22 protein-coding genes are annotated in these 26,152 nt (G+C 71.4%); 9 read left to right on the top strand and 13 right to left on the bottom strand.

Annotated features, from left to right (window positions below; all coding sequences use genetic code 11):
- Positions 1-119 precede the first annotated feature (119 nt).
- Positions 120-761, bottom strand: coding sequence for a response regulator (locus SGFS_RS20585; RefSeq protein WP_286252275.1), 642 nt, complete (start codon positions 759-761; stop codon positions 120-122).
- A complete protein-coding gene (locus SGFS_RS20580) occupies positions 758-2,026 on the bottom strand; it encodes a sensor histidine kinase (protein WP_286252273.1) in 1,269 nt (422 codons plus the stop codon). The genes SGFS_RS20585 and SGFS_RS20580 overlap by 4 nt, the downstream gene beginning before the upstream one ends.
- A gap of 153 nt (positions 2,027-2,179) precedes the next feature.
- Here SGFS_RS20580 and SGFS_RS20575 point away from each other — a divergent pair, with 153 nt between their 5' ends.
- A complete protein-coding gene (locus SGFS_RS20575; protein ID WP_434027630.1) occupies positions 2,180-2,884 on the top strand; it encodes a hypothetical protein in 705 nt (234 codons plus the stop codon).
- Between the two features lie 13 nt (positions 2,885-2,897).
- Here the strand turns inward: SGFS_RS20575 and SGFS_RS20570 are convergent, their stop codons facing one another.
- Positions 2,898-3,470: a cob(I)yrinic acid a,c-diamide adenosyltransferase gene (locus SGFS_RS20570; RefSeq protein WP_286252271.1), complete on the bottom strand. Its 573-nt coding sequence runs from the start codon at positions 3,468-3,470 to the stop codon at positions 2,898-2,900.
- A 301-nt stretch (positions 3,471-3,771) separates the two neighbouring features.
- On the opposite strand from SGFS_RS20570, the gene SGFS_RS20565 reads away from it, so the two are divergent.
- The 3 genes from SGFS_RS20565 (at position 3,772) to SGFS_RS20555 (ending at position 7,973) form a co-directional block, all read left to right on the top strand.
- Complete coding sequence (locus tag SGFS_RS20565) at positions 3,772-4,620, top strand: 3-hydroxyacyl-CoA dehydrogenase family protein (protein ID WP_286252269.1); 849 nt, start codon at positions 3,772-3,774, stop codon at positions 4,618-4,620.
- A 199-nt stretch (positions 4,621-4,819) separates the two neighbouring features.
- Positions 4,820-5,143 carry an STAS domain-containing protein gene (locus SGFS_RS20560; RefSeq protein WP_009297239.1) on the top strand — a complete coding sequence of 108 codons (324 nt, stop codon included), beginning with the start codon at positions 4,820-4,822 and terminating at the stop codon, positions 5,141-5,143.
- 271 nt (positions 5,144-5,414) lie between these two features.
- Positions 5,415-7,973 (top strand): ATP-binding protein, encoded by a 2,559-nt coding sequence (locus SGFS_RS20555; RefSeq protein ID WP_286252265.1) that lies wholly within the window; start codon positions 5,415-5,417, stop codon positions 7,971-7,973.
- A gap of 94 nt (positions 7,974-8,067) precedes the next feature.
- Here the strand turns inward: SGFS_RS20555 and nucS are convergent, their stop codons facing one another.
- On the bottom strand, positions 8,068-8,739 hold the full coding sequence (nucS, locus tag SGFS_RS20550; protein WP_286252264.1) for an endonuclease NucS: 672 nt from the start codon (positions 8,737-8,739) through the stop codon (positions 8,068-8,070).
- Between the two features lie 404 nt (positions 8,740-9,143).
- Between nucS and SGFS_RS20545 the strand changes: the two genes are divergently transcribed.
- Positions 9,144-9,536, top strand: coding sequence for an SCO5389 family protein (locus tag SGFS_RS20545; RefSeq protein ID WP_286252263.1), 393 nt, complete (start codon positions 9,144-9,146; stop codon positions 9,534-9,536).
- Between the two features lie 165 nt (positions 9,537-9,701).
- On the opposite strand, the gene SGFS_RS20540 is transcribed toward SGFS_RS20545, so the two are convergent.
- Positions 9,702-10,730, bottom strand: a complete 1,029-nt coding sequence (locus SGFS_RS20540) for an LLM class flavin-dependent oxidoreductase (protein WP_286252262.1) — start codon at positions 10,728-10,730, stop codon at positions 9,702-9,704.
- A 230-nt stretch (positions 10,731-10,960) separates the two neighbouring features.
- On the opposite strand from SGFS_RS20540, the gene SGFS_RS20535 reads away from it, so the two are divergent.
- On the top strand, positions 10,961-11,308 hold the full coding sequence (locus SGFS_RS20535; protein WP_286252261.1) for an ATP/GTP-binding protein: 348 nt from the start codon (positions 10,961-10,963) through the stop codon (positions 11,306-11,308).
- 18 nt (positions 11,309-11,326) lie between these two features.
- Here the strand turns inward: SGFS_RS20535 and SGFS_RS20530 are convergent, their stop codons facing one another.
- The 7 genes from SGFS_RS20530 to mce form a co-directional block, all read right to left on the bottom strand.
- Positions 11,327-12,190 (bottom strand): ABC transporter permease subunit, encoded by an 864-nt coding sequence (locus SGFS_RS20530; RefSeq protein ID WP_286252260.1) that lies wholly within the window; start codon positions 12,188-12,190, stop codon positions 11,327-11,329.
- Complete coding sequence (locus SGFS_RS20525; RefSeq protein WP_286252259.1) at positions 12,187-13,494, bottom strand: ATP-binding cassette domain-containing protein; 1,308 nt, start codon at positions 13,492-13,494, stop codon at positions 12,187-12,189. The genes SGFS_RS20530 and SGFS_RS20525 overlap by 4 nt, the downstream gene beginning before the upstream one ends.
- A 175-nt stretch (positions 13,495-13,669) precedes the next feature.
- Positions 13,670-14,440, bottom strand: coding sequence for an ABC transporter permease (locus SGFS_RS20520; protein ID WP_286252258.1), 771 nt, complete (start codon positions 14,438-14,440; stop codon positions 13,670-13,672).
- Positions 14,441-14,443: 3 nt separating this feature from the next.
- A complete protein-coding gene (locus SGFS_RS20515; RefSeq protein ID WP_286252257.1) occupies positions 14,444-15,394 on the bottom strand; it encodes an ABC transporter ATP-binding protein in 951 nt (316 codons plus the stop codon).
- Between the two features lie 229 nt (positions 15,395-15,623).
- On the bottom strand, positions 15,624-16,562 hold the full coding sequence (locus tag SGFS_RS20510) for a coiled-coil domain-containing protein (RefSeq protein WP_286252255.1): 939 nt from the start codon (positions 16,560-16,562) through the stop codon (positions 15,624-15,626).
- 270 nt (positions 16,563-16,832) lie between these two features.
- Entirely contained in the window at positions 16,833-20,684 is a 3,852-nt protein-coding gene (scy, locus tag SGFS_RS20505; RefSeq protein ID WP_286252253.1) for a polarized growth protein Scy, read from the bottom strand.
- A gap of 347 nt (positions 20,685-21,031) precedes the next feature.
- A complete protein-coding gene (gene mce / locus SGFS_RS20500) occupies positions 21,032-21,472 on the bottom strand; it encodes a methylmalonyl-CoA epimerase (RefSeq protein ID WP_200303868.1) in 441 nt (146 codons plus the stop codon).
- Positions 21,473-21,619: 147 nt separating this feature from the next.
- Here mce and SGFS_RS20495 point away from each other — a divergent pair, with 147 nt between their 5' ends.
- The 3 genes from SGFS_RS20495 to SGFS_RS20485 all read left to right on the top strand — a co-directional run bounded on the left by SGFS_RS20495 (position 21,620) and on the right by SGFS_RS20485 (position 25,360).
- On the top strand, positions 21,620-22,822 hold the full coding sequence (locus SGFS_RS20495) for an acetyl-CoA C-acetyltransferase (protein WP_286252247.1): 1,203 nt from the start codon (positions 21,620-21,622) through the stop codon (positions 22,820-22,822).
- Between the two features lie 46 nt (positions 22,823-22,868).
- Entirely contained in the window at positions 22,869-23,825 is a 957-nt protein-coding gene (gene meaB, locus SGFS_RS20490) for a methylmalonyl Co-A mutase-associated GTPase MeaB (RefSeq protein ID WP_286252245.1), read from the top strand.
- Positions 23,826-24,139: 314 nt separating this feature from the next.
- Positions 24,140-25,360 (top strand): MFS transporter, encoded by a 1,221-nt coding sequence (locus tag SGFS_RS20485; RefSeq protein ID WP_286252243.1) that lies wholly within the window; start codon positions 24,140-24,142, stop codon positions 25,358-25,360.
- A gap of 56 nt (positions 25,361-25,416) precedes the next feature.
- On the opposite strand, the gene SGFS_RS20480 is transcribed toward SGFS_RS20485, so the two are convergent.
- Positions 25,417-26,115, bottom strand: coding sequence for a PepSY domain-containing protein (locus SGFS_RS20480; RefSeq protein ID WP_286252242.1), 699 nt, complete (start codon positions 26,113-26,115; stop codon positions 25,417-25,419).
- Between the last annotated feature and the right edge of the window lie 37 nt (positions 26,116-26,152).

Genomic DNA, 26,152 nt, shown 5'->3' with positions numbered 1-26,152 from the left:
TCCTTGTGGGGTGTCGTGAGCATGAGCATGACGTGGCGCAGTGCCGCGAGAATAGAAAGGTCTGGACCAGAGGTCAATGGGTCTGGACCAGTGCGCTCATGCGGGACCCCGCTGAGGGGTCAGATCCCCAACTCCTGGGCCAGTACCGCAGCTTGGACCCGACTCCGCAGATCGAGCTTGCCGAGGAGGCGGCTGACGTGCGTCTTCACCGTGGCCTCCGCCATGTTCAGACGGCCCGCGATCTCGGCGTTCGACAGCCCTTCCCCGAGACAGGACAGCACCTCGCGCTCACGGCGGGTGAGGGTGTCGAGGACGCCGGGGTCGGCCGTCGGTTCGCGCACCGGCTTGGCGGCGAACTCGGCGATCAGCCGCCGGGTGACGGCCGGGGCGATCAGACCTTCGCCGCGCCCGACGGCCCGGACGGCCTCGATGAGGTCGATCGCCTCCGTGTGCTTGAGCATGAACCCGGCGGCACCGGCCCGCAGCGCCCCGAACACATACTCGTCGAGGTCGAAGGTGGTGAGCACGAGGACATCGGCGAGACCTTCCGACACCACCTGCCGGGTCGCCGACACCCCGTCCAGGCGCGGCATCTGGATGTCCATCAGCACGACGTCCGGCCGAAGCTTCCGGGCCAGCGCCACCGCCCGCTCGCCGTCGGGCGCCTCACCGACCACCTCGATGTCGGGCGCGCTGCGCAGGATGAGGACGAGCCCGGCCCGTACGGCGGACTGGTCCTCGGCGACGAGCACGCGGATCACGCGGGGTCTCCTTCGTCGGAGGCGGAGGCGGAGGCGGAGGCGGAGGCGGAGGCGGAGGCGGAGGTAGAGGTAGAGGCGGGTGTGGGGGCCGCGACGGTTGTGGGCAGGCTGACGCGTACGGCCCAGATCCCGCCGCTCGCGGAACTCTCGGGGCCGGACTCGAAGGTGCCGCCCAGGAGCGCGGTCCGCTCCCGCATCCCGACCAGACCGGCGCCGGAGCCGGGCGCGCTCGGGCCGTCCCGGTCACCGTACGGGCTGGTCACGGCGATGGCGAGGGCGCCGTCCGTCTGTCGCAGGGTCACCGTGACGCGGCCGGGGCAGGCGTGCTTGAGGGCGTTGGTGAGGGACTCCTGGACGATGCGGTAGGCCGCCAGCTCGACCGGCGCGGGGAGCCTTTCGCCGTGCTCGGCGTCGAGCTTGACGTCGAGGCCGTTGGTGCGGGCGCCCCCGACGAGCGCGCCGAGGCCGTCGAGGGTGGGCGCGGGGGCGGGCTCGGTGTCGTCGCTCGAATCGCGCAGGATGCCGATCAGCCGGCGCATCTCCGCGAGCCCCTCGACGCTGTTCTCCCTGATGACGCCGAGGGCCTGCCGCGAGGTGTCCGGGTCGTCGAGGGAGAGCGCGGCCGTGGAGTGGATCGCGATCGCCGAGAGGTGGTTGGCGACCATGTCGTGCAACTCCCTCGCCATACGCGCCCGTTCGGAGGCGATGGCCTGGGCGCGGTCCATCTCCGCGAGCAGCGCGGTCTGTTCGGCGCGCAGCCGGGCGGCCTCGGCGGCGTCGCGGTGGTTGCGGACGATCCAGCCGGTGGCCGCCGGGCCGAAGGCCACGGCCCCGATGACGACGCCGATCAGCAGGGCTTTCGGCACCCGCCAGACGGCGAACGGCACGATGGACCCGGCCAGGGAGAGCAGTCCGGTGATCCAGGGGATGCGGCGGGCCGAGGCGGGCGGGCCGTACAGGACGGCCGCGTACACGATGTCCGTGAACATCAGCAGGGTGGCGATGCTGCCCTGGGTGACGGTGTCGGCCGTCAGCGCGACCGTGGCGACCAGCAGGGCCGTGCGCGGGCTCGTGCGGCGCAGCACCTCGCAGCCGGCCATCACGGCGAGCGGGACCAGCACCGCCCATCGGCCGTCCCACAGCACGATCGGTTCGTCGGCCGGGCGGGTGCCGATGCCCAGGCCCCAGAGCAGCAGCCCACCGAGCAGCCCGCCGAGCGCGACACACACGTCGAAGCGGTGGGGGCGGGGGAGTCGTACGGCCATGTCTCACATCCAACAGGGGGCGGGCGCTCGGCGCCTGATGCCGGGGAACGGTCCTGGACTGCATCTTTCGATGTACCCCGACTTCGTCACCGCCGACGACGAATCCCGCTGATCCCGCCGGGAGCCTGGAAGGGTGAACGAAGGGAGTGCGTCGTGATCGTCGCGTTGATCATCGCCTGTGAGGTCGGCTTCTGGGTGCTGCTGGCGCTGGCCCTGGCCGTCCGCTACCTGCTGAAGTGGCGCCGGACGAGTGTGGTGCTGCTGCTGTGCGAGCCGGTGCTGGAGCTGGTGCTGTTCGCGGTGACGGCCGTCGACCTGAAGAACGGCGCCGAGCCCGGCTGGGAGCACGGCCTGGCCGCGCTCTACATCGGCTTCACGGTCGGCTACGGCCACTACACGATCCGCTGGCTCGACGGCCACGCGGCCCATCGCCTGGGCGGCGCGCCCAAGCCGGCGGGGCCACCGAAGTACGGCCTGGCCAGGGCCCGCCACGAAGGCGAACTGTGGGTACGGACGCTGGTGGCGGCGGGCGTCGCGCTGGTGCTGCTCCAGGGGGCGGTCTGGTACGTGGGCGACGACGGGAACGCGGAGTCGCTGAGGGCGTTCCAGTGGACGGCGATCAGGGCCGCGGGGATTCATGGGCTGGTGGCACTGGCGTATCTGATCTGGCCGAAGAAGGAGCCGGGGCCGGGGCCGAAGTCGGTTCCGGGGGCGGAGTCGGACTCGGATCCGGGGCCGGAGTCGGAGTCGGTTCCGGGGGCGGAGTCGGACTCGGATCCGGGGCCGGAGTCGGAGTCGGTTCCGGGGCCGAAGCCCGAGCCGGAGCGGGCCCCGGCCCAGGAGAAGGCATCCCGGTAACCCGAAGGGACGCTCAGCGCTCCCCGCCCGGCACCCACAACACGTCCCCGACCTCCTTGTTCGCCGTCCTCGCCAGGATGAACAGGAGGTCGGAGAGGCGGTTGAGGTACGTGGCGGTCAGCGGATTCATGGCCTCGCCGTACGCCTCCAGGGCCGCCCACGTCGAGCGTTCGGCGCGCCGGACCACCGTGCAGGCCTGGTGGAGGAGTGCCGCGCCCGCCGTACCGCCCGGCAGGATGAAGGAGCGGAGCTTCTCCAACTGCTCGTTGAAGTGGTCGCAGTCCGCCTCCAGCTTGTCGATGTAGAACTGCTCGACGCGCAGGGGCGGGAACTCCGGCTTCTCGACTACCGGGGTGGAGAGGTCGGCCCCGACATCGAAGAGGTCGTTCTGCACACGGGTGAGGACCCTCACGACCTCCTCCGCCAGCCCGCCCAGCGCGATCGCCGTGCCGAGCACCGCGTTGGCCTCGTTGGCGTCCGCGTACGCCGAGATCCGCAGATCGGTCTTGGGTACCCGGCTCATGTCGCCGAGGTTGGTGGTGCCCTTGTCGCCGGTCCTGGTGTAGATGCGCGTGAGGTTGACCATGCGGCCAATGTAGACGGTTCGTTGCAGCCACCATTCCGGCTCCCTGACCCCAGACATCTCGCCGGTCTGTGCGGCGCCAACCGGCGTGAACCGCAGGGTATCGGCGCTCCATCCGACAGGGTCGGAATCCCTGTGGCTCAGGCTGCGCGGAGTATCGCCAGGTCCGTCGGTCGCGACGTGACGACCGTCTCACGCGGTGAGACAGTGACACGCATTACTTCACGGTCACATGGCCCCCTCACGACCGCTATCGTCCGCCCGAGAGGCATACGTAAACAGCGCGTACAAGGGGAGTCGCACAGTGGCACGGAAGCTCGCCGTGATCGGAGCCGGGCTCATGGGGTCCGGTATCGCCCAGGTGTCCGCGCAGGCGGGCTGGGACGTCGTCCTGCGCGATGTCACCGACGAGGCGCTGAACCGTGGCATCGGCGGCATTCAGGCGTCGTACGACAAGTTCGTCAGCAAGGGCAAGCTTGCCGCCGAGGACGCGGAGGCCGCCCTCGGACGGATCACCACCACCACCGACCTCGACGCGGCCGCCGACGCGGACATCGTCGTCGAGGCCGTGTTCGAGAAGCTCGAGGTCAAGCACGAGATCTTCCGTACGCTCGACAAGATCGTGCGGGACGACGCCGTGCTCGCCTCGAACACCTCCGCCATCCCGATCACCAAGATCGCGGCGGTCACCGAGCGGCCCGAGCGTGTCGTCGGCGTGCACTTCTTCTCTCCGGTGCCGATGATGCAGCTCGTCGAACTCGTCCGCGGCTACAAGACGAGCGACGAGACGCTCGCCACCGCCCGGGAGTTCGCCGAGTCCGTCGGCAAGACCTGCATCGTCGTCAACCGCGACGTCGCCGGCTTCGTGACGACCCGTCTCATCTCCGCCCTCGTCGTCGAGGCCGCGAAACTCTACGAGTCGGGTGTCGCCACCGCCGAGGACATCGACCTCGCCTGCAAGCTGGGCTTCGGTCACGCCATGGGCCCGCTGGCCACGGCCGACCTCACCGGCGTCGACATCCTGCTGCACGCCACGAGCAACATCTACACCGAGTCCCAGGACGAGAAGTTCGCCGCGCCGGAGTTGATGCGCCGGATGGTTGACGCCGGTGACATCGGCCGCAAGAGCGGGCAGGGCTTCTACAAGTACTGAGGTTCGAGCAGCGCCCGGGTACTCCGGGCGCTGTGTACAGCACTGACGTCGCATCAAACGAATGAGCCTCTCGGGTGTCACCCGTTGAGGTGAATTGGGTATCGGTTCGCTTACAGACGGCAACCTGATCGTGTCGAACGCCGTCAGACGTTGCATCACCCACATCACGGAGTACGAGACGCACTCACGGGGAGCGCTTATGTACATCAGGGGCGACCACGCCGAGCTGGTCGTCGGGGGCCGCCTCGACGTACGCAGCGCGGCGGACGCCCGTACGGTCCTGCACTCGGCCGTCGACGACGGAGCCGGCGACCTGGTGCTCGACCTGTCAGAGCTGGACTCCTGGGACGCCACCGGACTCGGCGTGATCATGGGGGCCCACCGGCGGGCTGGACGGTGCGGGCGTCGGCTGGTGCTGCGCGGTGTGCCGCCACAGATGCAGCGGCTGCTCGTGGCGACCAGACTGCACCGCATCCTCGCGATCGAGGGCGGCATCGGACTGGAGTCGCTGCCCCGGGTGTGAACGGGCATGCGAGGGTGTGCGTATTGCTCGTGGGTGCAGGCCCCCGTATGCCATGGGGGACGAAACGCACTACGTGCGCAATCCTCACGAGACTGTGATGTCTCGTACGGCGCGGGACCCCGGGCTGTCGGTAATACTGTGCGAAGGTTTAGGGTTCGGCTGCCCGCTGCCAGCAACCCTTGAGCGGGTTCCGGACCAGAAGCGACAGCGCGGTGTGCGGCAAGGCCGGGAGGGGCTCCACACACAAGACGCTTTTGGGGGGCTAGGACTTATGGACCCGATCAACCGGGGACCCGCAGAGTACGGCCATGACGACGGACAGGCGCAGAACAAGCGTCCCTCGCGTGATTCCCTCGCGCAGGACTTCGGCCAGCACACGCCGGCCCTCGCCCGTACCGTCCAGCTCGTCTCGGGTGACTTCCTGCTCACCGTCAACCCCGTCGACGGCAGCGAGATAGAGAACTGCCCGCCCGGAGGCACCGCCCACGCGAGCGAAGCCGAGCGTGGGGGATTGCCCGGCAGGCCTGAGAAGCACGCGCCGGCCGAGCGCGCCGAGCTCGACCGCGCCGCCCGGCCGCCCGTCCCGCCGGGGCCCTCGCTGCCCCGGCTGCCCCTGCTCCAGCGCGACGACGAGAGAGAACGGCTCGTCCGGCTCCTGGCCCGCGGCCGCTCCGTGCGCCTCACCGGCGCCCCCGGCTCCGGCCGCACCACCCTCCTCGACGCCGTCGCCGAGGACTGCGCGAACCTGGCCCCCGACGGCGTCGTACGGCTCAGCGGCCACCGCCGTACGGCGAACGACCTGCTGTACGACCTGTTCGCGGCCGTGTACGACGCGCCCCTGTTCCGGCCCGCTTACGCGCAGGTCCTCGACCTCGTGCGGGACATCGGCGCGGTCGTCGTCCTGGACGACCTGGAATTCGGCGGCGGCGCGCTCGACGAACTGCTCGACGCGACCCCCGAGTGCGCCTTCCTGGTCGCCGCCACCCCCGACACTCCTCTGCCGTCGGCCGACGCGCCGCTGGAGGAGATCGTCCTCGGCGGCTTCGACCGGGCCGGCAGCGAGGCCCTTCTCGAACGCGCTGTCGGGCGCGTGCTCACCGAGGACGAGTCGAACTGGGCCGGTGACCTGTGGTTCGAGTCCGAGGGGCTGCCCCTGCGGTTCACCCAGGCCGGGGCCCTGCTTCGGCAGCGGGACCGGTTGCGGGCCGGGGCGGCCGCCGTCGACGAGTTCGGCGTCTTCCAGGACACCCCCGTCGACGCCGTGGACACACCGCTCGACACCGACGACACCCATGAGACCCCGCTGCCCTCGCTCGCCGAGGGGGCCGCGCCCGCCGCGCTGCTCGCGTCCCGGCTGAGCGCCTCCGCGCGCGAGACCCTCAGGTTCGCGGTCGCACTCGGCGGCGAGATCCCGCACCAGGCGCATCTGCCCGCCCTGGTGGGCGACACCCACGCCGACGCGGCCCTCGGCGAACTGGTCGGCTGCGCGCTGGTGACACCTGTAGGCGCCCGCTACCGGCTCGCGGCCGGCGTGCTGACCCAGCTGGAGAACGCCGGATACGCCGACGACGCCGAGAACCGCGCCGCCACGGCCGCCCGGCACTACGCCTGGTGGGCCGGACACCCCTCGGTGACCCCCGAGCGGGTCTCGGCGGAGGCGGACGCGGTACTGGCCGCGTTGACCGCGATCGTGCCGGTGACCACGGCTCCCGGCGAGGACCAGGACGAGGACGAGGAGAGCCTCGCCGTGCGACTGGCCCGGCAGGCGGGGCCCGCGTTCGCCGCCGGACTGCACTGGAGCGCCTGGGACCGCGCGCTCCGGGCCGGCGCCGAGGCGGCGAGGCTCGCCGGTGAGGTCGGCGACCAGGCCTACTTCCACCACGAACTCGGCGTCCTCGCCCTCTGCTCCGGGCAGCTCGACCGGGCCCGCCTCGAGCTGGAGTCCTCCATCGGGCTGCGCGGCGCCCTCGCCGACAAGCGCGGCGCGGTCGCGGGCCGCAGGGCCCTCGCCCTGGTCGCCGACCGCTCCGGCGCGACCCCGCCCGGCGGGCGCACGGCGGCGGGGGAGGAGGTGCAGGACGCCCGGCACGAGGAGTCGGCCTCACCGCCCGGCGGGGTGCCCTCGGGGTACCTCCCGCTGGGTCTCGGGGCGGCGCCGTCGACGGGTACGGGACCGGGCCCGGCGTCCGGTCCTGGTGACTCCTCGACGACTCTGGTCACGCACCAGCCGGGACACCCGCCCGCGCACAAGGGCGGCGGCGTCAAGGGCCTCGTCGGCACCGCCCGGCGCAACCTGGTCGCGGTCGGCGCGGGCGCGCTCCTCGTCGCCGTACTCAGCACGATGGTGACGCTCGGCGCGAACTCCGACAAGAACGACAACACGCCCGCCGAGAAGGTCGGCGTCGAACCGTCCGCCAGCGCGGGTGTGGACGACGAGGGCCTCGGCGCGGACCGCGCCAAGCACGGCGGCGAGGACGACGGCTCCGATTCGGTGCCGGAGCCGACGGACCCGGGCCCCGACGGAACGTACGGCACGTCGGACGATCCGACGCCGACCGACGAGGCGGAGCCCTCAAAGGACCCGACCGGGACGAAGGGGCCGACGAAGTCGGCGTCCCCGACGCCTTCGAAGTCGGACAAGCCGACGCCGTCCGACACGGAGTCGGAAACCGAGCCGACTCCCACCCCGACCCCGACGCCCACCCCCACGCCGACCCCCACCCCCACCGCGACGGAGTCCGCGGACCCGCCGCCGGACGACACCAACACCATGAGCGCGCCCGTGTCCAGCCCGGCCGACTCCGCCGCCCCCGGCGAGTCGACGGCCTGACACCCCGCCCCGTCGCCCCGTGCAGCACCGGAGGGCCGGGTCCGTCATCGGACCCGGCCCTCCGCTCTGCCGTACGTACGCGTGGGGGAGCGGCTCAGAACAGCCGCAGCTTGTCGTCCTCGATTCCGCGCAGGGCGTCGTAGTCGAGGACCTGGCAGCCGATGCCGCGGTCGGTGGCGAGGACACGGGCCTGGGGCTTGATCTCCTGCGCGGCGAAGACACCGCGGACCGGCGCGAGATGCGGGTCGCGGTTCAGCAGCTCCAGATAGCGCGTGAGCTGCTCCACGCCGTCGATCTCGCCGCGCCGCTTGATCTCGACCGCGACGGTCGCGCCGTCCGCGTCCCGGCACAGGATGTCGACCGGGCCGATGGCCGTCATGTACTCGCGGCGGATGAGCGTGTAGCCCTCGCCGAGGGTCTCGATGCGGTCGGCGAGGAGCTCCTGGAGGTGCGCCTCGACGCCGTCCTTGATCAGGCCGGGGTCGACGCCCAGTTCGTGCGAGGAGTCGTGGAGGACTTCCTCCATCGTGATGATGAGCTTCTCGCCCGCCTTGTTGATGACGGTCCAGACGCCCTCCTCGTCCCCGGACCCCTCTTTGAGGGTGCAGGGCGGCGACATCCAGTTGAGGGGCTTGTAGGCCCGGTCGTCCGCGTGGATGGAGACGCTGCCGTCCGCCTTCACCAGGATCAGACGGGGGGCTGAGGGGAGGTGGGCGGTGAGCCGGCCCGCGTAGTCCACGGAGCATCGGGCGATGACGAGACGCATGGTCGGCAACGCTACTCGACCGCGACGGGTGCGCGCGATTCGACCACCGGAACACCCGCCGCCGGACCCCGCGATCGACCCCGCGACCGATTCTACGACCGCCCACACCCACCCTTCTCTGCTGTCGGCGCGAGTGACTCGCGTAGCCCTCCGTCACTCTCCTGTGCGGCCCACAAAGGCCCTTGTCCGGACTCCGGCATGTGCCACTGACAACTCTCGTTCGGCAATGGCTGATTGTGTGCGAGAAGAGGCCCGTCGGTGCGCGCAATCTCCTGGTGCGGCCACGGCCAGTTGCTTACCGTAGAAACGGGTGGTCGCGACCCGCGCACTCTGCGTGTTCGGTAACGCGAACCCCGACCCTGTCCGTCAACCCCTGTTGTTGTGGGGGTGCGAGAGGAGAACCCATGTCGCTCGACGTCTCACCGGCCCTACTCGAACAGGCCGAGCGAGGCGAGGTCGACGAAGCCGCCTTCGTCGACTGCGTCCGGACCTCCCTGCCCTACGCGTGGGAGATGATCAGCTCCCTGGTGGCCCAGCTGAAGGTCGACGGCGGCGAGTTCGCCGACAACCAGACGCCTCCGCCGGACGAGCAGGCACGCGGACAACTGCTGCGCGCGCTCGCCAGTGACGCGATTCGCGGCGCGCTGCAGCGGCACTTCGGTGTGCGGCTGGCCTTCCAGAACTGCCACCGGGTGGCGGTGTTCCCGCTGGACCCGGCCGTGGACGAGAGGCTCGCCCGCTTCACGTCGATCCGTGGCCAGCTCCTCAACCAGTCCCCGGAACTCAGGGACTGCTGAGGACGTGAGGCAGCACGGCTTGCCGCTCCTGGCGCGGGAGGTGCATGAGTGAGTGGGGCGGCAAGCTCCCCACCGGACACGGTCGTGTGACCGTGCCGGACAGCGAGGCACAGGCCGGTGCCGGACGACCCGGGCACCGGCGGTGAGCAAGGCACAGGCAGTGGCTCAGCCGAGGTGTGGCAACACCTCGGCACCGAGTCGCCGTACGTTCTCCTCCGTCGCCGCGAGGTCACCGGTGCCCTCGACCAGCAGGGCGAAGCGGGAGATGCCCGTACGCTCGCTCGTCGCCGCCAGCCGGTCGGCGCAGAGCCGGGGGGTGCCCACGGGGTGCAGCCCACAGAGCAGTTCGGTGTACGCGAGGGGGTCCCGCATGGCGCGGGTGCGGCCGTCGACGGTCACATGGGCGTCAAGACCGTACTTGAGCCAGCCCGGCATGGCCTTGGTGAGCGCCTCCACGGCGTCCGTGCGCCGGTCCGCGATCTGGCAGACACCGGCGGAGACATGGGCGGCGCCGGCGATCTCCTCGGGGGATCGGCCCGCGGCCCGGGCGTACTTGCGCCACGCGACCACCATCTCGGCCTTCTCCTCGTCCCCGACGTGCATCCCGAGCAGCATCGGCAGCCCGCGCTCGGCCGCGAGCCGGACGCTCGCCGGTGAGGTGCACGCCACGACGACCTCGGGCCCCGGCTCCTCGCTCAGCGCCTCCGACGGCCTCGGTACGACGGGGACTTCACGGAAGCTGAATCGTTCCCCCGAGGCCGACACCGAGGCTTCGCGGAGCCAGCGCACCAGCAGATCGAGTGATTCCGGGAACCCCTTCTCGTACGCCTCAAGTCCGGCGCCGAACACCTCGAGATCGACCCACGGTCCGCCGCGCCCGAGGCCCAGCGAGAAGCGGCCGCCGGACGTCACATGCAGCAACGCGGCCTGCTCGCCCAGGGCGACGGGGTGGACGGTGGGCAGCACGCTCACCGCCGTGCCGACACGGATCCGCCGGGTGCGGCCCAGCAGTAACGCGGCCAGGGTGATGGCGGACGGGCATGTGCCGTACGGCACGAAGTGGTGTTCGGCCAGCCAGACGGTGTCGAGCCCGGCCTCCTCGGCCACCTCCGCCGAGCGCACGGCCCGGTGGAGCGGCTCCCCTTGGCCCTGCCCGGGGAACTGGGCGGCCAGTACAAATGTTCCTACGCGCATCGCACTTCCTGCTTCCTCGGCTCCGACTCAGGAGCTCCCCCACCCGGCATAACCGCCTGACACGTGCCGAAGTCACGGCCTGGCGGCGAGATTTGCGGATTGTCTGCAGAATGCTGCGGGTGGAGGTCGGTGGGGGGTGTTCTGAGGTGTTTGGTGACGTACGCATACCCTCACCCGGCCCGCGTAGGCTGGATGGCCCGTGCTCCCTGTATAGCCCCGTGAGGTGTCCCGTGTCCCCGCGTCGCAACCGCCCCAAGGGCGCTGATTCGTTGGGCCCGTCCGGTCGCGATGCCGGAGCCGACGAGGAGAGGTCGGGCCGTTACGGTGGCTGGCAGTCCGCCGAGCGCTGGCAGGGCGAGGAGTGGAGCGTGCGCCATGTGGCGGGCGCGAGCGCGCTCGGCAAGACCTACCGCTGCCCGGGCTGCGACCAGATGATCCCCTCCGGGGTGCCGCACGTCGTGGCCTGGCCCGAGCACTCCGGGGTGGACGAGCGCCGCCACTGGCACAAGGCCTGCTGGAACGCGAAGGACCGCCGCACCACGAGGGTGCAGCGGTCCCGCAACGCGCCGAGGTTCTGACCCCGGCCCGGCTCGCTGCTACACGTCCCGCTTCTCCAGCAGCGCGTACGCGCCGACGAACGCGGCCGTCGTCAGCCCCAGCATGATCCACAGCGGGTCCCAGCCGGACGGGCCCGACTCGCTGAGCGCCGCGCCGTAGAAGACGCTGAGCTGGCTCGGGATCGAGTACTCGAGCAGGAACTGCTGCACGTCCCGCAGGGACTCCGAGAACATGAAGATCGCGATGACCAGCGGCGCGAGGAACACACCGAGCATGATGGTGATCGCGCCCGCCGAGTGCCGGATCAGCGAGCCCATCAGCAGGGACATCAGGCCGAACAGGGAGAGGTAGAGGCTGACGCCGACCGTCGCCTTGAGCCACTCCTCACCGGTGGGGGTCGCGGCGCCGTTGCCCTCCAGGAGCGCCACCGCGGCGAAGCTGACGAACGCGCTGCAGATCAGGGTGACCGTGAAGGTCAGCGCGAAGAAGACGATCGCCTTCGCCGCCAGCACCCGGCCACGGCTCGGGCAGGCGGTCATCGTGGTCCGGATCATCCCGGTGCCGTACTCGGAGGCGGTGCTGAGCACGCCGAGCGTGATGAGGCAGACGCTGCCGATCATCAGCCCGAACAGGCCGAGGGGCAGCGGCGTATCACCCTCCATGTTCGCGTCCGTGCCGGCGGCGATGAGCGAGAAGAGCAGGCCGAGACCGATCACGAGGACGACGAAGACGCCCAGCGTCCAGATCGTCGACCGCACCGACTTGATCTTCGTCCACTCGGAGGCGATCGCATGCCCCAGATGCGTGCGCACCACCGGGATCGGCGAGGTGTACGAGATGCCGGGCGCGCCCTGCCAGGTGGGGGCGAGCTGCTGGGCTACGGGTGGCTGGGGCGTGCTCATCGGGCGTCCTCGGGCTTGGTCAGGTCGGCGGCGGGAGCGGCGGGAGCGGCGGGAGCGGCGGGCACGGGCGCGGGCGCGGCGGCGGCCGGCTGTGCCGGGGCGGCCTGGGGCGCGGCCGGCGGTGCGGCCTGCGGGGCCGGGGCCTGGGCGGCGTACGGGTTCGGCTGCGGCTGACCGGGCGCCGGAGCCCCGTACGGGCCCGGCGCGACCGGCGGCTGTCCCTGCGGCACGGGCTGGCCGTACGGCTGGCCCTGCGGCGGTGCGTACGGCTGGCCGCCCTGCTGCGGGGCCGGCGGGGCGTACCACCCCGGCTGGCCCTGCCCCGGCACCGGCATCGGCGGCTGCGCGCCGGGCGGCAGGGGCTGCTGGAGCCCGGCCTTCTGGTCGATGGTCGAGCGGTAGTCGACGGCGGCCTGTGTCATCCGCATGTACGCCTCCTCCAGCGAGGCCTGGTGCGGCGACAGCTCCCACAGGCGTACGTCGGAGTCGTGCGCGAGGTCGCTGATGCGGGGCAGCGGCAGACCGGTGACGCGCAGCGCGCCGTCCTGCTCGGGCAGCACCTGGCCGCCGGCCTCGGTCAGCGCGGCCGTCAGCTTCTCGCGCTGCTGCGGCTCGGTGTCGGGCGTCCGGACGCGCGCGAAGTCGGCGGAGTTCGCCGAGATGAAGTCCTTGATGCTCATGTCCGAGAGGAGCTGTCCGCGCCCGATCACGATCAGGTGGTCGGCGGTCAGCGCCATCTCGCTCATCAGGTGCGAGGAGACGAAGACCGTACGGCCCTCGGCGGCCAGGGCCTTCATCAGGTTGCGCACCCAGAGGATGCCCTCGGGGTCGAGGCCGTTGACCGGCTCGTCGAACAGCAGTACCTGGGGGTCGCCGAGCAGGGCGGCGGCGATGCCGAGCCGCTGGCCCATGCCGAGCGAGAAGCCCTTGGAGCGCTTTTTGGCCACACCCTGGAGGCCGACGACACCCAGTACCTCGTCCACACGGCGGGCCGGGATGCCCGACAGCTGGGCCAGGGACAGCAGGTGGTTACGGGCGTGCCGGCCGCCGTGCACCGCCTTGGCGTCGAGCAGGGCACCGACCTGACGGGCGGCGTTCGGCAGCCTGCGGTACGGGTAGCCGCCGATCGTCACCTGCCCGGAGGTGGGGTTGTCCAGGCCGAGGATCATGCGCATCGTCGTCGACTTGCCCGAGCCGTTGGGCCCGAGGAAGCCGGTGACGGCCCCCGGCCGCACCTGGAAGGAAAGGTTGTACACGGCCGTCTTCGCGCCATAGCGCTTGGTCAGGCCGACTGCCTCGATCATGCTCCGCACCCATCGAACGTGTCAGGACGTCTCGTCTCAGGACGTCGGGGCGCACGCCCCCGTAAGGGTTAGGAGCTTAACCGGGCGCTGACGGTTCCGCTCAAGAGTAAGTAAAAGGTCGCAGGTCACAGGGGGAGTGCGTTGGCATGTACGTTTCTGCTGGTCAGGGAGGTGGTCACGCGTCCCGCTTCTTCAGCAGGGCATATCCGCCGAGCAGCGCCGCGATCACCCACAGTGCCATGATCCCGAGTCCGCCCCAGGGGCCGTACGGTGTGTCGTCGTCGACCGGGGTCACCACCTGCATGATTCTGCTGCCGGCCTGGTCGGGCAGGTAACGGCCGACCTTCTTGGTGGCGCCGACGTTGCCGAGGATGTTGGAGATCAGGAAGAAGAACGGCATCAGGATGCCGAGCGACAGCATCGGGCTGCGCAGCATGGTGGCGACGCCCATGGAGAAGACGGCGATGAGGGTCATGTAGAGCCCGCCGCCGATGACCGCGCGCAGTACGCCCGTGTCGCCGATCGACGCCCTGTGCTCGCCGAGCATGGCCTGGCCGAGGAAGAAGGTCGCGAAGCTGGTGGCGACGGCGACGACGAAGGCGAGCCCGGTGGCGACGGCGATCTTGCTGAACAGAAAGGTGCCGCGCTGCGGTACGGCGGCCAGCGAGACCCGGATCATGCCGGTGCTGTACTCGTTCGACACGACCAGCACCCCGAACACGATCATCGCCAGCTGACCGAGTGTCATGCCCGCGAAGCTGATGAACGTCGGGTCGAAGGAGAGCTGGTCCCGCGCGCTCAGGTTGTCGAACTCGTTCTTCGACAGCAGCGAGATCAGCACACCGAGTGCGATCGTGACGATCACGGCGAGGGAGAGCGTCCAGACCGTGGACGCCACCGACCGGATCTTGGTCCACTCGGACCGGACGACCTGGGTCGCGGCCATGACTCAGACCTCCCTCTGCCAACCGTCGCCCCATCCGTCGCCCGAATCCTGGGCATGTGCGTGATACTCCACGGACTCGGCCGTGAGCTGCATGAACGCATCCTCCAGCGAGGCCTGTTGAGGGCTCAGCTCATGCAGCACGATCTGGTGGCGCGCGGCCAGCTCCCCGATCAGCTCGGGCTTGCCCCCGTCCACTTCGAGCGGACCCCCGCCCGTCTCGACGACGGTGATCCCCGCCTCGTGCAGCACATCGAGAAACCGCTCCCGCTGCGGGGTGCGAATGCGAACGTACGACCGTGAGTTCTGCTGGATGAAGTCGGCCATGGAGGTGTCGGCCAGCAGCCGGCCCTGCCCGATGACGACGAGGTGATCGGCGGTCAGAGCCATCTCGCTCATCAGGTGCGAGGAGACGAAGACGGTCCGGCCCTGCTCGGCGAGGGACTTCATCAGATGGCGGATCCAGTGGATGCCCTCGGGGTCGAGCCCGTTGACGGGTTCGTCGAACATCAGGATCCGCGGATCACCGAGCAGCGCGCCCGCGATCCCGAGCCGTTGGCCCATTCCGAGCGAGAACCCCTTGGCCTTCTTGCGCGCTACGGAGGTCAGCCCGACCGTGTCCAGCACCTCGGCCACCCGGGCCCGGGGAATGCCGTTGCTCTGGGCGAGGCACAGCAGATGGTTGAAGGCGCTGCGTCCGCCGTGCACGGCTTTGGCGTCGAGCAGGGCGCCGATGTAGGTGAGCGGGTCCTTGAGGTGGTCGTAATGCGTGCCGTCGATCCGCACATCGCCGGCGGTCGGCCGGTCGAGCCCGAGAATCATCCGCATGGTCGTCGACTTCCCGGCGCCGTTCGGCCCGAGAAAGCCGGTGACGATACCGGGCCTGACGGCGAAGCTGAGGTTGTTGACCGCCACCTTCTCGCCGTACCGCTTGGTCAGCCCGTCGAGCTCGATCATGCGGCCACGCTAAGACGGGCATGGGGCGCCTGCCACCGGAGTGGTCCAGCCCGTCGGGGGCGCGGGGAACTGCGCGACAAGCCCACGACGGGCCCCGGCGCTCACGGGGCGCCGCCGCGCCCACCCTCCCCCGTGGCCCCAGCGGCAAGATCGCCCGCAGCCATGACAACGGCGAGGGCCCGCACCCCCCGAAGGAGACGCGGGCCCTCGACCGGCAACGATCGTGGTGTTACCGGGACTGCTGAGCCGGAACCCCGCGAGAGATCGGCTCGTCGTCCGTGACCGGCGCGCCGGCCGCGGCCACCGCCGCACCCGTGAGCGTCGCCAGCATCTCGCGCACGTTCGTCAGCTGCGCGTTGATCGAGTCGCGGCGGTTCGTCAGCGCCGCCAGCTCGCGCTCGGATTCCGAGCGGATGCGGTCGGCCTTGGCGTTGGCGTCGGCCACGATGTCCTCGGCCTGACGCTGCGCCGTCTCCACCGTCTGGCGGGCGCGGCGCTCGGCGTCCGTGCGCAGCTTCTCGGCCTCCAGGCGGAGCTGCTCGGCGCGGTGCTCGATCTCGGCCAGACGCTTCTCGGCCTTCTGCTGACGCGAGGCCAGGTCGCGCTCGGACTGCTCGCGACGCTTCGCCAGGTTCGTCTCGAAGTCGGCGGCGGCCTGCGCGGCCTTGGCGCGGGTCTCCTCGAAGAGGGCGTCCGCCTCCTCACGCTTGGACTGCGCGTCCTTCTGCGCCTCCTGACGCAGCTGCGTCGCGTCGCTCTTGGCCTTCTCGACGATCCGGACGCCCTCGTCCTCGGCCTTGGCCTTGCGGTCCGCGGCGAACGTCTCCGCGTCGTTGCGCACCTGCTGGGCCGCCGACTCGGCGAGCTCACGGTGCTGCTCGGCCGCCCGGCGGGCCTCTTCGCGCAGGTCCTTCGCCTCTTCCTCGGCGAGGCGGAGGATCTTCTCGACGCGTGCGCCGAGACCGGCGTACGACGGCTCGGCGTCGGTGACCGCGGCCTGGGCGTTCTGCGTCTCGAGGTGGAGCTCCTCGATGCGCTTTTCCAGAGCGGTGATGCGGGCGAGAGCGCTGTCACGGTCGGAGACGAGCTTGGAGATACGTTCGTCCACCTGAGCGCGGTCGTACCCACGCCGCACAAGCTCGAAGCCGTAGGGGGAAGTGTCGCTCATGGGGTTCCTGTCGAAAGAGACCGGTGAGGTGATAGGTGGAATCCTAGGGGGCGAAGCGGCGTGTCATCGAGCAGATGCACGTTTGATCTGGAGAATGACACCCCTTTTGCGTATCCGGCTGTCCGATTGCTTGCCCGAATCTTTGCATCGAGGCCCTGGCAAGCACAGAACGGGCACAAATCGGTGTCTGTAGTCCAGTGGTGCCGGGAATTGTGGGCACACTCCCCGCGCTGTGAGGCGCCGGAACATACCCGCAACTTCCCCATACCGCTATCCGTCTGACGACTTGCCACCCGATCGGGTCGCACCCGCCGCGGCACCCGCCTTGACTCCACCGTCCTTGGCGCTCGACGGGGCCTCAAAAGACTCCAACGCCTCCAGGACGTCCTGGACACGGGAAATCTCCGCATTGATGTCCTCGCGGCGCCGGACCAGCACCTCCAGCTCGCGCTTGCCCTCCTCGACCGTGCGCCGCGCCTCGCGGATCGCCTCGGCCTTGAGCTCCTCGGCCTCGCGGACGAGCGTGGACTTCTTCTGCTCGGCCTCCTTCAGGAGACCCTCCGCCTTCTTCACGGCGGCGATCCGGACCTTGCCCGCCTCGGAATTTGCCTCGGAGACGATCTCCTTGGCCTTCGCCGTCGCCTTCTCCAACTGCTCCTCGGACGCCTTGATCAGCGCGTCGCAGCGGTCGCCGGTCGTCCTCATCGTCTCGGCGGCCTCGCGGCGGGCCCGCTCGTGCAGCGCCTCGATCTCCGAGGTGATGCGGTCGCGCAGCTCCTCGGCGCGCTCCCTGATGGCCGTCGCGTCCCGGCGCGCGCCGATCAGCAGCTCGTCGGCGTCCGTACGGGCCTTCTCCACCAGGGAGTTGCCCTCGACGGTCGCCTCCCCGACCAGCCGGTCGGCCTCCTTGCGGGCCGCGCCCACCATGGAGTCGGCCTGCGCCTCGGCGTCCGCGGTGGTCTTCAGGGCCTGCGACTGCGATTCGGTGAGCAGCTTGTCGGCCTCGGCCGCGGTCTCCGTGATGAGCTTGTCGACCTGCTCGGCGGCCTCGGAGCGCCGCTTGTTGGCGTCATTGCGGGCCTCGTCCAGGGTGCGGTCGGCCTCGTCGCGCGCCACCGACATGAGCCGGTCGGCCTCCACCTCCGCCTCGGCACGTGCCCGCTCGGCGTCGGCGCGCACCCGCTCGGCGTGCTGCCGGGCGGAGCCCACCGTCTCGGCGGCCTCGGCACGCAGCCGCTCGGCGTCGTCGGTCGCCTCGCCGATCAGCCGCTCGGCCTTGGCGACGGACTCGGCCCGTACGCGCTCGGCCTCCTCGTTGGTCTCCCGCGTCAGGCGCTCGGCCTCGGCGGTGACCTCCGTGATCAGGGTGTCGGCCTGCGTCGCCGCGTCCGACCGCATGCGGTTGGCGTCCTCGCGGGCCTCCGCCCGGGTGCGCGAGGCGTCCTGGTCGGCCCGCGCGATGGTGTCCGAGGCCTCGGTGCGCACCCGCTGGGCGTGCCCGGCCGCGTCGGAACGGATCCGCTCCGCCTCGGCGATGGCCTCCCCGACCGTGCGCTCGGCGAGCGCCTTGGCGGCGTCCGTCTCGTCCCGGGCCTCGCGGCGCACCCGGTTGGCGTCCTCGGTGGCCCGCTCCCGCTCGGCGTAGGCGTCGGAGCGGACCCGGTCCGACTCCTCCTCGGCCTCCCGGCGCGTACGCTCCGCCGCGTGGTCCGCGGCGTTGCGCAGCCCGGCGATCTCCTCCTGGGCCTGCTCGTGCAGCCCCGCCACGGAGTCCCGTACCTGCTGAGCGTGCTGCTCGGCGGCCGACACCATCTCCATGGCCCGCCGCTCGGCCTCCTCGACCAGCCGTACGGCCTCGGTCTCGGCCTCCTCCACGCGCTTGCGCGCCGAGGCCAGCAGCTCCTCGCTCTGCTCGCGGGCCCGCTCGCGCTCCTGGTCGGCCTCCTGCCGGGCCGAACCGAGCAGCTCCTCGGCCTCGCGGCGACGCCGGGCCGCCTCCTCCTGCGCGGCGGCCAGCGCCTGGGAGGCCTCCGTGGCGAGCCGCTCGGCCGCGGCCTGGGCCTCCGCCCGCACCCGGTCGGCGGTGTCCTGCGCCTCCGACTTCAGCCGCTCCGCCTCGGCCGCGGCCTCCGACCGCAGACGTACGGCGATGGCCTCGCCCTCGGCGCGGGACGTGGACGCGTCGGCGGCGGCCTCGTCCCGCATCCGCTGGACCTCGGCGTCGGCCTGCGCCTGGAGCGTACGGATGCGCTCGGCGGCCTCGCCGCGCAGCCGGTCCGTCTCCTCGGCGGTCTCCCGGCGGATCCGCTCGGCCTCCGCGCGCGCGTCGGCGAGCGCCTCCTCGGCGGACGCGAGGCGGGCCTCGGCCTCGGCCTGCAGCCGGGCCAGCTCCTCGGCGGCCTCCGCCTTGCGGGCCTCGACGCCGCGCTCGGTCTCCTCGCGCAGCTCACGGGCGGCGCGCTCGGCCTCGGCCTTCAGCTCCTCGGTCTGCTCGGCGGCCTCGGCGCGGTGCCGCTCGGCCTCCTTGCGGGTGCGCTCCAGGGTCTCCTCGGCCTGGCGGCGCAGCGTCGAGGCGCGCTCGATGGCCTCCGTACGGACCTTCTCGCTGTCCGTCGTGGCCGTCTGGCGCAGCTCGTCGGCGTCCGTCCGGGCCTTGGCGAGCAGTTCCTCGGCGGTCTTGGCCGCCTCCTCGATCTGCTGGACGGCCTCACGCCGGGCCTCGGACCGGATCCGCTCGCCCTCGGCGACCGCGTCGGCCCGCAGCTGCTCGGCCTCGCCGCGCAGGCGGCGCGCCTCCTCCTGCAGTTCGACCGTCTTGGCGCGGTACTCCTTGGTGTCGTCCTTCGCCGTGCCCTTGAGCTCTTCGGCGAGGTCGTGCGCCTCGGCGCGCAGCCGGTCCGCCTCGGCCTCGGCCTCGGCGCGGATGCGCTCGGCCTCCTCGGCGGCGGCCTTGGTGGTGTTCTTGGCCTCCTCGGACGCCTTGTTCAGCACGTCCTCGGCGGTCTTGGCGGTCTTGGCGAGCTGGGACGCCGACTCCTCGGCGGTGATCGAGCGGGCCTTCTCGGAGGCCTCGGCGACGATCTTCTCCGCCTTGGCCTTGGCGTCCGCGACGACTTCCTCGGCGGACGCCTTGGTGGCCTCGGCCTCCTTCGTGGCCTCCTCGACCAGCCGGGCGACCTGCTCCTTGGCCGTGCGCGTGCGCTGTTCGTTGGTCGACTCGGCGGTGGAGAGCGACTTGGCCGCGTTCTCCTTCGCCTCGGTGACCAGCTTCTCGGCCTCGGCGCGCGCCTCGCGCAGCGCCGACTCGGCCTCCGTCATCCGCTGCTCGGCGGCCCGGCTCAGCTCACCGGCCTGGCGGCGGGCGGCGTCCGACTCGGTCGCGGAGGAGGAGCGCAGCTGCTCGGCGTGGTCGGTGGCCTCCTGGGCCTGCGTCGACGCCGCGTTCAGCAGCCGCTCGGCCTCGGCACGGGCCCGGCGCAGCACCTGGTCGGCCTCGGCGCGGGCCGTTTCCGTGTCGTTCTGGAGCCGCTGGCGGGCCTCGGCGGTGAGCCGCTCGGCCTCGGCACGGGCGGCGGCCAGCGCCTGCTCGGCCTCGGCACGCGACTCGTCGACGAGCCGGCGGGCCTGGGACTCGCTGCGGGCGCGCAGCTGCTCGGCCCACGCCACGTTCTCGTTGACGTGCGACTCGACGGTCTGGCGGCGCTCGGACAGTTCCTGGTCGAGCTGCTGGCGGCGGGTGACCGCCTCCTGGTGCAGCTCCGCCTGGAGGCGGGCGGCCTGCTCGGCGTGCTCCTGGAGGATCCGCTGCGTCTGCGCCCGGGCCTGGCTCAGCTCGCGCTCGGCGTCGGCGCGCAGCTGCTCGGCCTGCATCTGGGCCTGGCGGAGCATCTGCTCGGCCTGGTACCCGAGGTCGCCGCCGCTGTCGTAGGCGGGCCGGGACATGATGGTGCGACGCGCCTCGTGCAGCTTGGCGCGTAGCACCTCGACCTGGTAGCCGAGGTCCTCGGCGTGCTGAATCGCCTTTTCCCGCTCGGTCTTCAGCCGCTCCATCTCGGCCTCGAACCGAGAGAGGTGGTCGACGTCAGCCGCCGGCTCTCGCTCCTGGCGTTCGTAGCCCCGCACTGCGCGGTCCCATCCGTCCCCTGGTCGCAACCTCTGGCAAACGAGCTCCGTCCAACCGCCGAACGGGGCCCCCGGGGAATGGTGTCAGATCAACGGCGGAGCACGGACTGCCGCCCTCCACCCTCGTCCCCCGAAACCTGGACCCCGGCCCTAGGGCACTCCTGATGGATCTCCGCGGCGTCACGGCGTTCGGTGCGTGCTCTCGCCGCACCGGACGCCGCTCCTTCACCCACGGCCATCCATCAGAAATGCCCTTGGATCCCACTCCTCGGAAAGCGGCAGGACCCGGGCCGTCACCTTGAAAAGGGACGGCCGACCCCAACCCTACCGGCCCATATGTACGGGGGTCAGTGCTCAGGTGACTCAACCGGTGCCGAAGTGACCAGTTCTGTCAGTACGCCATGGCAATCCTTGGGGTGCAGGAACGTGATCCGTGACCCCATGGAACCGCGTCGCGGCTCCTCGTACAGGACGCGTACGCCCTTGTCCTTGATCGCGGCCGCCTCACCGTCGACATCCGCCGTGCCGAAGGCGATGTGGTGGACCCCCTCGCCGTTCTTGGCCAGCCACTTGGCGACGGTGGAGTCCTCGCGGGTGGGCTCCAGGAGCTGGAGGTAGGAGGCGCCGCCGTCGTCCGTGCTGTTGATCTTGAGCATGGCCTCGCGTACGCCCTGCTCCTCGTTGACCTCGGAGTGGAACACCTCGAAGCCGTACGTGGCCCTGTAGAACTCGACAGTGGCGTCGAGGTCGAAACAGGCGATCCCGATGTGGTCGATTCGCGTCAGCATGGTGTCAGTGCACCGCCCCGGAGGTGGTTACGCAACGTGCGCGCGATCACACTGACGGCCCGGTGACGGCACGGAGTGCCACTCAGTACATTCAAGTAAACCCTCGTTCACTCCTCGGCTGTGCAAGCTGGAAGGGGATCGCACCTCATGACTGGAACGAACGGCAGGACCTCGGTGATCGTCGCGGGCGCCCGTACGCCCATGGGACGGTTGCTCGGTTCGCTGAAGTCCTTCTCCGGAGCCGAGCTCGGTGGCTTCGCGATCAAGGCCGCCCTGGACCGTGCGGGGATCGGCGGCGACCAGGTGCAGTACGTGATCATGGGCCAGGTGCTCCAGGCCGGGGCGGGGCAGATCCCGGCGCGCCAGGCCGCGGTCAAGGCGGGCATCCCGATGAACGTGCCCGCGCTCACGATCAACAAGGTCTGTCTGTCGGGCCTCGACGCCATCGCGCTGGCCGACCAGCTGATCCGAGCGGGTGAATTCGACGTGGTCGTGGCGGGTGGCCAGGAGTCCATGACGAACGCCCCCCACCTGCTCCCGAAGTCCCGTGAGGGCTACAAGTACGGCGCGATCGAGATGCTCGACGCGATGGCGTACGACGGGCTGACGGACGCCTTCGAGAACATCGCCATGGGCGAGTCCACGGAGAAGCACAACACGCGCCTCGGCATCCTGCGCCCCGAGCAGGACGAGATCGCCGCGCTCTCGCACCAGCGGGCCGCCGCCGCCCAGAAGAACGGGCTCTTCGAGGCGGAGATCACGCCGGTCGAGATCCCGCAGCGCAAGGGCGAGCCGGTCGTCTTCAGCCAGGACGAGGGCATCCGCGGCGAGACCACCGCCGAGTCGCTGGGCAAGCTGCGGCCGGCGTTCACCAGGGACGGCACGATCACGGCCGGTTCCGCCTCGCAGATCTCGGACGGCGCCGCCGCCGTGGTCGTCATGAGCAAGGAGAAGGCGGAGGAGCTGGGCCTTACGTGGCTGGCCGAGATCGGCGCCCACGGGAACGTCGCCGGACCGGACAATTCTTTGCAGTCGCAGCCGTCGAACGCGATCCAGCACGCCCTGAAGAAGGACGGCCTGGAGGTGGCGGATCTGGACCTGATCGAGATCAACGAGGCCTTCGCCGCGGTCGCCGTTCAGTCAATGAAGGACCTCGGGGTGTCCCCGGAAAAGGTGAATGTCAACGGTGGTGCGATTGCCCTCGGCCACCCCATCGGCATGTCCGGCGCGCGCCTGGTCCTGCATCTGGCGCTGGAGCTGAAGCGGCGGGGCGGCGGGGTCGGCGCGGCCGCGCTGTGCGGTGGCGGCGGGCAGGGCGACGCGCTGATCGTGCGGGTGCCCGAGGCCTGAGCCCTTTCAGTCTCAGGTGTACGTGGCTACTCGGAACGGAGCTGTGATGCAGGACGTCCCCACACTGGTGGCCCAGGCCAGGGAGGGGCGGCCGCGTGCCGTCGCCCGGCTGATCTCGCTGGTGGAGGGGGCGTCCCCGCAGTTGCGCGAGGTCATGGCGGCGTTGGCCCCGCTGACGGGCGGGGCCTACGTGGTCGGTCTCACGGGCTCACCGGGTGTCGGCAAGTCGACCTCCACGTCGGCGCTGGTGACGGCGTACCGGCGGGTAGGCAGGCGGGTCGGCGTGCTGGCGGTGGACCCGTCGTCGCCGTTCTCCGGCGGGGCGCTGCTGGGTGACCGGGTCCGGATGTCGGAGCACGCGTCGGACCCCGGTGTGTACATCCGTTCGATGGCGACGCGTGGGCATCTGGGCGGCCTGGCGTGGGCGGCGCCCCAGGCGATCCGGGTCCTGGACGCCGCCGGGTGCGAGGTGATCCTGGTCGAGACGGTCGGGGTGGGCCAGTCGGAGGTGGAGATCGCGTCGCAGGCGGACACGTCCGTGGTGCTGCTGGCGCCCGGCATGGGTGACGGCATCCAGGCGGCCAAGGCCGGGATCCTGGAGATCGGGGACGTCTACGTCGTCAACAAGGCCGACCGCGACGGGGCCGACGCGACCGCGCGCGAGCTGAACCACATGCTGGGGCTCGGGGAGTCCCGTGGGCCCGGCGACTGGCGTCCCCCGATCGTGAAGACGGTCGCCGCGCGGGCGGAGGGTATCGACGAGGTCGTGGAGGCCCTGGAGAAGCACCGTGCGTGGATGGAGGAGCGGGGGGTCCTCGCCGAGCGGCGCCGTTCTCGGGCCGCGCGGGAGGTCGAGACGATCGCGGTGACCGCGCTGCGGGAACGGATCGGGGACCTCCACGGTGACCGTCGCCTGAGTGCGCTGGCGGAGCGGATCGTGGCGGGGGAGCTGGATCCGTATCGCGCCGCGGACGAGCTGGTGGCGGGGCTCACGGAGCGCTGATCGGGCGCCGACAGGCTTTTTCGCCCCCGCCGCCCCTACCCGTCCCATCCACGAGCCGGTGGCCGCGCCCCCAGACCCCGCCGGTTTGTCGGCTGCGGGCGGGTGGGGGCTTGTCGCGCGGTTCCCCGCGCCCCTGAAGGCCTGGGCTGCGCCCCGTGCTTCCGTATGTGGGGGCGCGGGCCGCGTCGCGCTGTTACGTTGAGCTCCATGTTCCTCCTCTTGGCGTAGTGGACGTATCCGTCCCGCCGACGGCGTGAGTGCCGTCGCAGGACTTCGGCGTCCCCTTCTCCGCCTCAAGTCGAGGAACCTCTCGCATGTCTGCGACCCCGTCGCGGCCCTCGTACGCCGCGCTCCTCCGCATCCCCCACGCCCGCCGCACCTTCGCCACCGCCCTGCTCGGCCGGCTCTCCTACGGCATGGTCTCGCTCGCCGTGCTGCTCGCCGTCGACCGGGCCACCGGGTCGTACGCCGCCGCCGGGACGGTGCTCGCGCTGTTCGGTGCCACCAGCGTGTTCCTGTCACCGGCCCGCGCCGCACTCGTCGACCGGCACGGCCCGCGTCGCGCACTGCTTCCGATGGCCGTCCTCTACGCCGTACTGCTCACGGCGCTCGCCCTCGTCAGCCGGCCGCCCGGGGCCTCCGCCACCCTCCTGGGCGCCGTGGCCGCGGTCGCCGGTGCCTGCACGCCTCCGCTCGGGCCGACCATGCGGGCGGTGTGGGGCGAACTCGCCCAGGATCCGGGGATGTTGCGGCGGGCGTACAGCCTGGACGGCGTCGCGGAGGAGCTGTTGTTCGTGTCGGGGCCGCTGGTCGTGGGCGGTGTCGTGCAGGTCGCCGAGCCCGCGGTCGCCGTGGCGGTGAGTGCCCTCCTCGTGGCCTCGGGGACCTGCGGGTTCGTCGCCTCGCCGGTCGTGGCCCGGGTGCCGGGTGCCGCCCGGAAGCCGGGGGACCGGGCACCCCGCGTCTCCACCGGGATCCTGCCGCCCGTCGCGCTGGCCGCCGGGGTCGGGCTGTCGATCGGCGCGCTCGATCTGCTGGTGCTGGCCTTCGCCGAGGGGCACGGGCACGGAGACGACGCCGTGGCCTGGGTGTTCGCCGCGCTGTCGGCCGGGAGCGCCGTGGGCGGGCTGGTGAACGGTGCCGTCGAGTGGCGGGCCGGGGCCGGGACGAGGCTGTCGCTGCTCGCCGCCGGGCTCGGCATCGCCCTGGCCTGCGCCGGACTCGCCCCGGGGCTCGGTGCCCTCATCGGGGTCGTGGTCTGTGCCGGGTTCTTCATCGCCCCGGCCCTGACCACCGCGTACCTCTTCGCCGACGAGTGCGCGGCGCCGGGCACCCGCGTACGGGCCGGGGCCTGGGTCAACACCGCGGTGAACGCCGGTACCGCGACGGGTACGGCGGCCGGTGGACTCCTCGTGGGCCGGCTGCCGGTGGGCCTGTGCTTCGCGGCGGCGGGCGGGGTGGCGCTGTTCGCCGCGGCCGCGGTGGCGGTCGGCGTCCGCCAGCCGAGTACGCCGGAACTCTCCGAACGCCGGTAAGGGCACCCGGTGCCGGGTGCCCTTACCTGTGGGGGGGAGGGAAGTGGTCGTGGGGGTCAGTCGTCCGAGCGGTCCGCGGTGACCTTGCCGGAGTCGAGGTTCACGCGCCAGTCACTGCCGGTGCCGTCGGCGGCGGTGGTGTCGGCCTCCCAGGCCTGCTGCGGGCCGTCCTCGTCGAGGTCGACGGAGGTCACGGTGCCCTTGGCGGCGGCGGCCTCCGCGGCCTCGGCGGCCGTCACGGAGCTGCCCTTCAGGGCGGCGCGGATCTGCGCGGCCTCGGCGGCGTCGTCACCGTCGTCGTCCTGCTCGGTGTGCGAGCCGAGGACCTTGCCGGTGGCCGGGTCGATCTGGATGCTGTCCCAGGAGCCGCCGCCCGTCAGCACGTCGACCTCCCACACATGGGCCGTGCCCTCGTCGTCGAGGTCGGCCGAGACCGCCGTACCGGCCGTGTGCTTCAGCGCCGCCTTGATCGCGTCGGCGGCCGTGATCTGCGCGGCCTTCGCGTCGGCCGCGTTCTCCGCCTTGTCCTCGGCGTCCTCGTCAGTGTCGCGGGCGGCCCGGTCCTCGGCCGTGTCCTGAGCCGCGTCGTCGGTGTCGTTGATGTCGGCGTCGTCGCGGTCGTTGTCGTCGTTCGAGACCGTCACCGTCTTGTTCGCCGGCGCCTCGTCGTCACCCGAGACCGCGATGGCGGTCGCGGTGCCGCCGCCGATCAGGGCCACGGCCGCGATGGTGGCGATGACGATGTTGCGCTTCATGGGATTCCTCCAGGATGCGACTGGTTGCAACCAGTAA

The sequence above is a fragment of the Streptomyces graminofaciens genome (assembly GCF_030294945.1).
Lineage (GTDB): Bacteria > Actinomycetota > Actinomycetes > Streptomycetales > Streptomycetaceae > Streptomyces > Streptomyces graminofaciens.
This window is presented reverse-complemented; position numbering and strand designations above follow the sequence as displayed.

Excerpts from the sequence above, each read along its gene's own strand:
- SGFS_RS20510 (WP_286252255.1), bottom strand. The coding sequence starts at position 16,562 with ATGAGCGACACTTCCCCCTACGGCTTCGAGCTTGTGCGGCGTGGGTAC.
- SGFS_RS20480 (WP_286252242.1), bottom strand. The coding sequence starts at position 26,115 with ATGAAGCGCAACATCGTCATCGCCACCATCGCGGCCGTGGCCCTGATC.
- SGFS_RS20580 (WP_286252273.1), bottom strand. The coding sequence starts at position 2,026 with ATGGCCGTACGACTCCCCCGCCCCCACCGCTTCGACGTGTGTGTCGCG.
- nucS (WP_286252264.1), bottom strand. The coding sequence starts at position 8,739 with ATGCGTCTCGTCATCGCCCGATGCTCCGTGGACTACGCGGGCCGGCTC.
- SGFS_RS20495 (WP_286252247.1), top strand. The coding sequence starts at position 21,620 with ATGACTGGAACGAACGGCAGGACCTCGGTGATCGTCGCGGGCGCCCGT.
- meaB (WP_286252245.1), top strand. The coding sequence starts at position 22,869 with ATGCAGGACGTCCCCACACTGGTGGCCCAGGCCAGGGAGGGGCGGCCG.
- SGFS_RS20485 (WP_286252243.1), top strand. The coding sequence starts at position 24,140 with ATGTCTGCGACCCCGTCGCGGCCCTCGTACGCCGCGCTCCTCCGCATC.
- SGFS_RS20540 (WP_286252262.1), bottom strand. The coding sequence starts at position 10,730 with ATGCGCGTAGGAACATTTGTACTGGCCGCCCAGTTCCCCGGGCAGGGC.
- mce (WP_200303868.1), bottom strand. The coding sequence starts at position 21,472 with ATGCTGACGCGAATCGACCACATCGGGATCGCCTGTTTCGACCTCGAC.
- SGFS_RS20525 (WP_286252259.1), bottom strand. The coding sequence starts at position 13,494 with ATGATCGAGGCAGTCGGCCTGACCAAGCGCTATGGCGCGAAGACGGCC.
- SGFS_RS20555 (WP_286252265.1), top strand. The coding sequence starts at position 5,415 with ATGGACCCGATCAACCGGGGACCCGCAGAGTACGGCCATGACGACGGA.
- SGFS_RS20570 (WP_286252271.1), bottom strand. The coding sequence starts at position 3,470 with ATGGTCAACCTCACGCGCATCTACACCAGGACCGGCGACAAGGGCACC.
- SGFS_RS20545 (WP_286252263.1), top strand. The coding sequence starts at position 9,144 with ATGTCGCTCGACGTCTCACCGGCCCTACTCGAACAGGCCGAGCGAGGC.
- SGFS_RS20515 (WP_286252257.1), bottom strand. The coding sequence starts at position 15,394 with ATGATCGAGCTCGACGGGCTGACCAAGCGGTACGGCGAGAAGGTGGCG.
- SGFS_RS20560 (WP_009297239.1), top strand. The coding sequence starts at position 4,820 with ATGTACATCAGGGGCGACCACGCCGAGCTGGTCGTCGGGGGCCGCCTC.
- SGFS_RS20520 (WP_286252258.1), bottom strand. The coding sequence starts at position 14,440 with ATGGCCGCGACCCAGGTCGTCCGGTCCGAGTGGACCAAGATCCGGTCG.
- SGFS_RS20530 (WP_286252260.1), bottom strand. The coding sequence starts at position 12,190 with ATGAGCACGCCCCAGCCACCCGTAGCCCAGCAGCTCGCCCCCACCTGG.